The following is a 2,205-nucleotide window of genomic DNA, read 5'->3' as shown; positions in this document are numbered from 1 at the left end:
AATGAGATTAACCATGATTCCGCCACCATAACCGACCAGAATTCGTCCAGCATCACGAAAATGCGATGGAAAGTCGCGCTCCCGTGATGCCGGCCAGTTCAGAAAAATCGTTTTGCAATTGGCTCTAGTGCATTGGAGGCGAACGACCTTCTTCAAGCGCTGAGCGAGATGTCCGCTGCTGGCCAATCTCTGCTGCTTGTACTCGACGGCGAACGTGGGCAGCCTCCCCTAGGCCGCTGTTGCCGAAAGCGGAAGTTCCCAGTGGCCGAGTGTACCGTACAGGTACACCCATGCGAGGTGCTGCCATCAAGACGTTTTCGCGTCTCAAATGAATTGATATGGCACATTCGAGACATCGTCGCACGATTGTTTAGACCCAACGAAACGATATTCATGGCTTTCGATGCTTGCAGTTGGCGCGAGTACGCCGCCATGGAATGCAAGCCTGCGCCATTGCTTGCAAGCTCATTTGCGGATCACGCGAGCGCGGGCCTTCCATTATTTTCAGCTGCTGCGGCGTTGCTCGCCAAAATTTACATCTATTTCAGAGAAGGCACTTAGATCACTTTTTTATCTGCCAAGCAGCTTTGTTTCCATTTCGTCCTGGCACTTGCTCCAACTGATCACGATCACGAAGTCTGTAAAAAACCTCTTTCATCGTGTTTTCGGACTTAATACCAGTAATCTCTCGGCCGGTGGCGTTGGATATTTCGGCATTACTCCTGAGGTATTCCATAACGAGTTGCTCAGGAGACCCCAGGCTTTCGTGGCGAAGTATAACGATAACAGAATTTTCCTTTTCTTCAATTATCGGCTTCTTCAAACGCAGTTTATCCATGGCTTCGAACGTAGTTCTTAGGCCCTCACCAACATCCTTATTGGGAGGATTCTTAAATTTATTTACTAAGCGCACCAATTTTGGATTGCGCGCGAACTGAGTTTTTGTGATTAACTCAACTGTGACGTGACCAGGCAGCCTACCAGGACTTTCAATTTCAATCCGGTTATCAAAAATTCTTACTTGGACATCCGCAGCAATACTATAATCGCGATGCAATACCGCATTTGTGAGAACCTCATGCAAAGCTTCTTCTGGGTAAATGATTTTTTCCAATCCATTCGGGCCTAATTTTTTTATTTCTTCAATCAATGTCTTGCACTGATCAACTGCGTCATAAACGAGCGAATAGATAGGCCCCTCTACTGTTAATGGATCAAACGCTAGAAAATCGCGTTCACCTTCGTCCTTTGTTTGGTACCTCAAAATTTTGATTGCAGATCTTTTGGGAAGAGTTGCTTGTGGAAGATCACTGTAGAGTAATACTCCTGCAACGGAAAGGCGCTCCCCAATTAATACGCGTTGTTTTTTTAACCAATGCGCTGGGTCGGTTGAAGGTACGACAGTTGTGATGAATTCAAGTGTTATCAATGAATTTTCAACCTCATCAATGTGAGCGTTCGTTAACTCGTCTTCGAAAGACTTAATACCTTTATCGTATTTCAAGCGATCAAGTGCACCCTCTGCATCAACTGGAAGATTTTGTGATCCCCGGCGTACGTAGGCCTTTCCATTTGATGCAAAAACTATTTCCTGGGTTTTGAAAACTGTCACATGAAGGACAACTCCAGGTGCGCCATCGCACTTTAAAAACTCTGCCACATAGTGGTTTCCAATAGGATACAGCCGTTCTATCACTTGTATATGAGCGTTCGCTGCTTCCTGGTCCACAAACCCATCCCACATTCGGAGCTTACCGTTTTCTCCTTCCAACTCTTCGATACCAATGAATATCTCACCCCCACTAGTATTGCAAAATGCAGACACTGTATTGGTAAGTTTCCCAGGGGCTACATCAATACTTTTCAAATCGCTAAAATGCGACTCTTCGATAGTTAATAGCGCTTGATATTGTTCGTTACTCAATTTTTTTAGAGGGATGGACATAATTTCTGGGAAGTAAGATAAATGAATTCGTTTAGGCCAGCGTTTTCTATATCGTACAGGGTACCACATCCTATCTGGCGAAAATAACCGGCTGCACAAGATTATAGCCGCGCAACCACTAGGTCTATGCGGGTGGGGTTGTCACCGGAGTTGTCACCGGTGGGGTTGTCACCGGTGGAGTTGTCACCGGTGGAGTTGTCACCGGTGGAGTTGTCACCGGTGGAGTTGTCACCGGTGGAGTTGTCACCGGCGGGGTTGTC

Annotated in this window: 1 protein-coding gene; it reads right to left on the bottom strand. The window is 46.3% G+C overall.

All coding sequences use genetic code 11. From position 1 onward, the window contains the following. Window positions 1-562: 562 nt before the first annotated feature. A complete protein-coding gene (locus tag F2P44_RS34105) occupies window positions 563-1,945 on the bottom strand; it encodes an ATP-binding protein (RefSeq protein ID WP_167094497.1) in 1,383 nt (460 codons plus the stop codon). Window positions 1,946-2,205 lie beyond the last annotated feature (260 nt).

The sequence above is a fragment of the Massilia frigida genome (genome assembly GCF_011682175.1).
Taxonomy (GTDB): domain Bacteria; phylum Pseudomonadota; class Gammaproteobacteria; order Burkholderiales; family Burkholderiaceae_D; genus Telluria_A; species Telluria_A frigida.
This window is presented reverse-complemented; position numbering and strand designations above follow the sequence as displayed.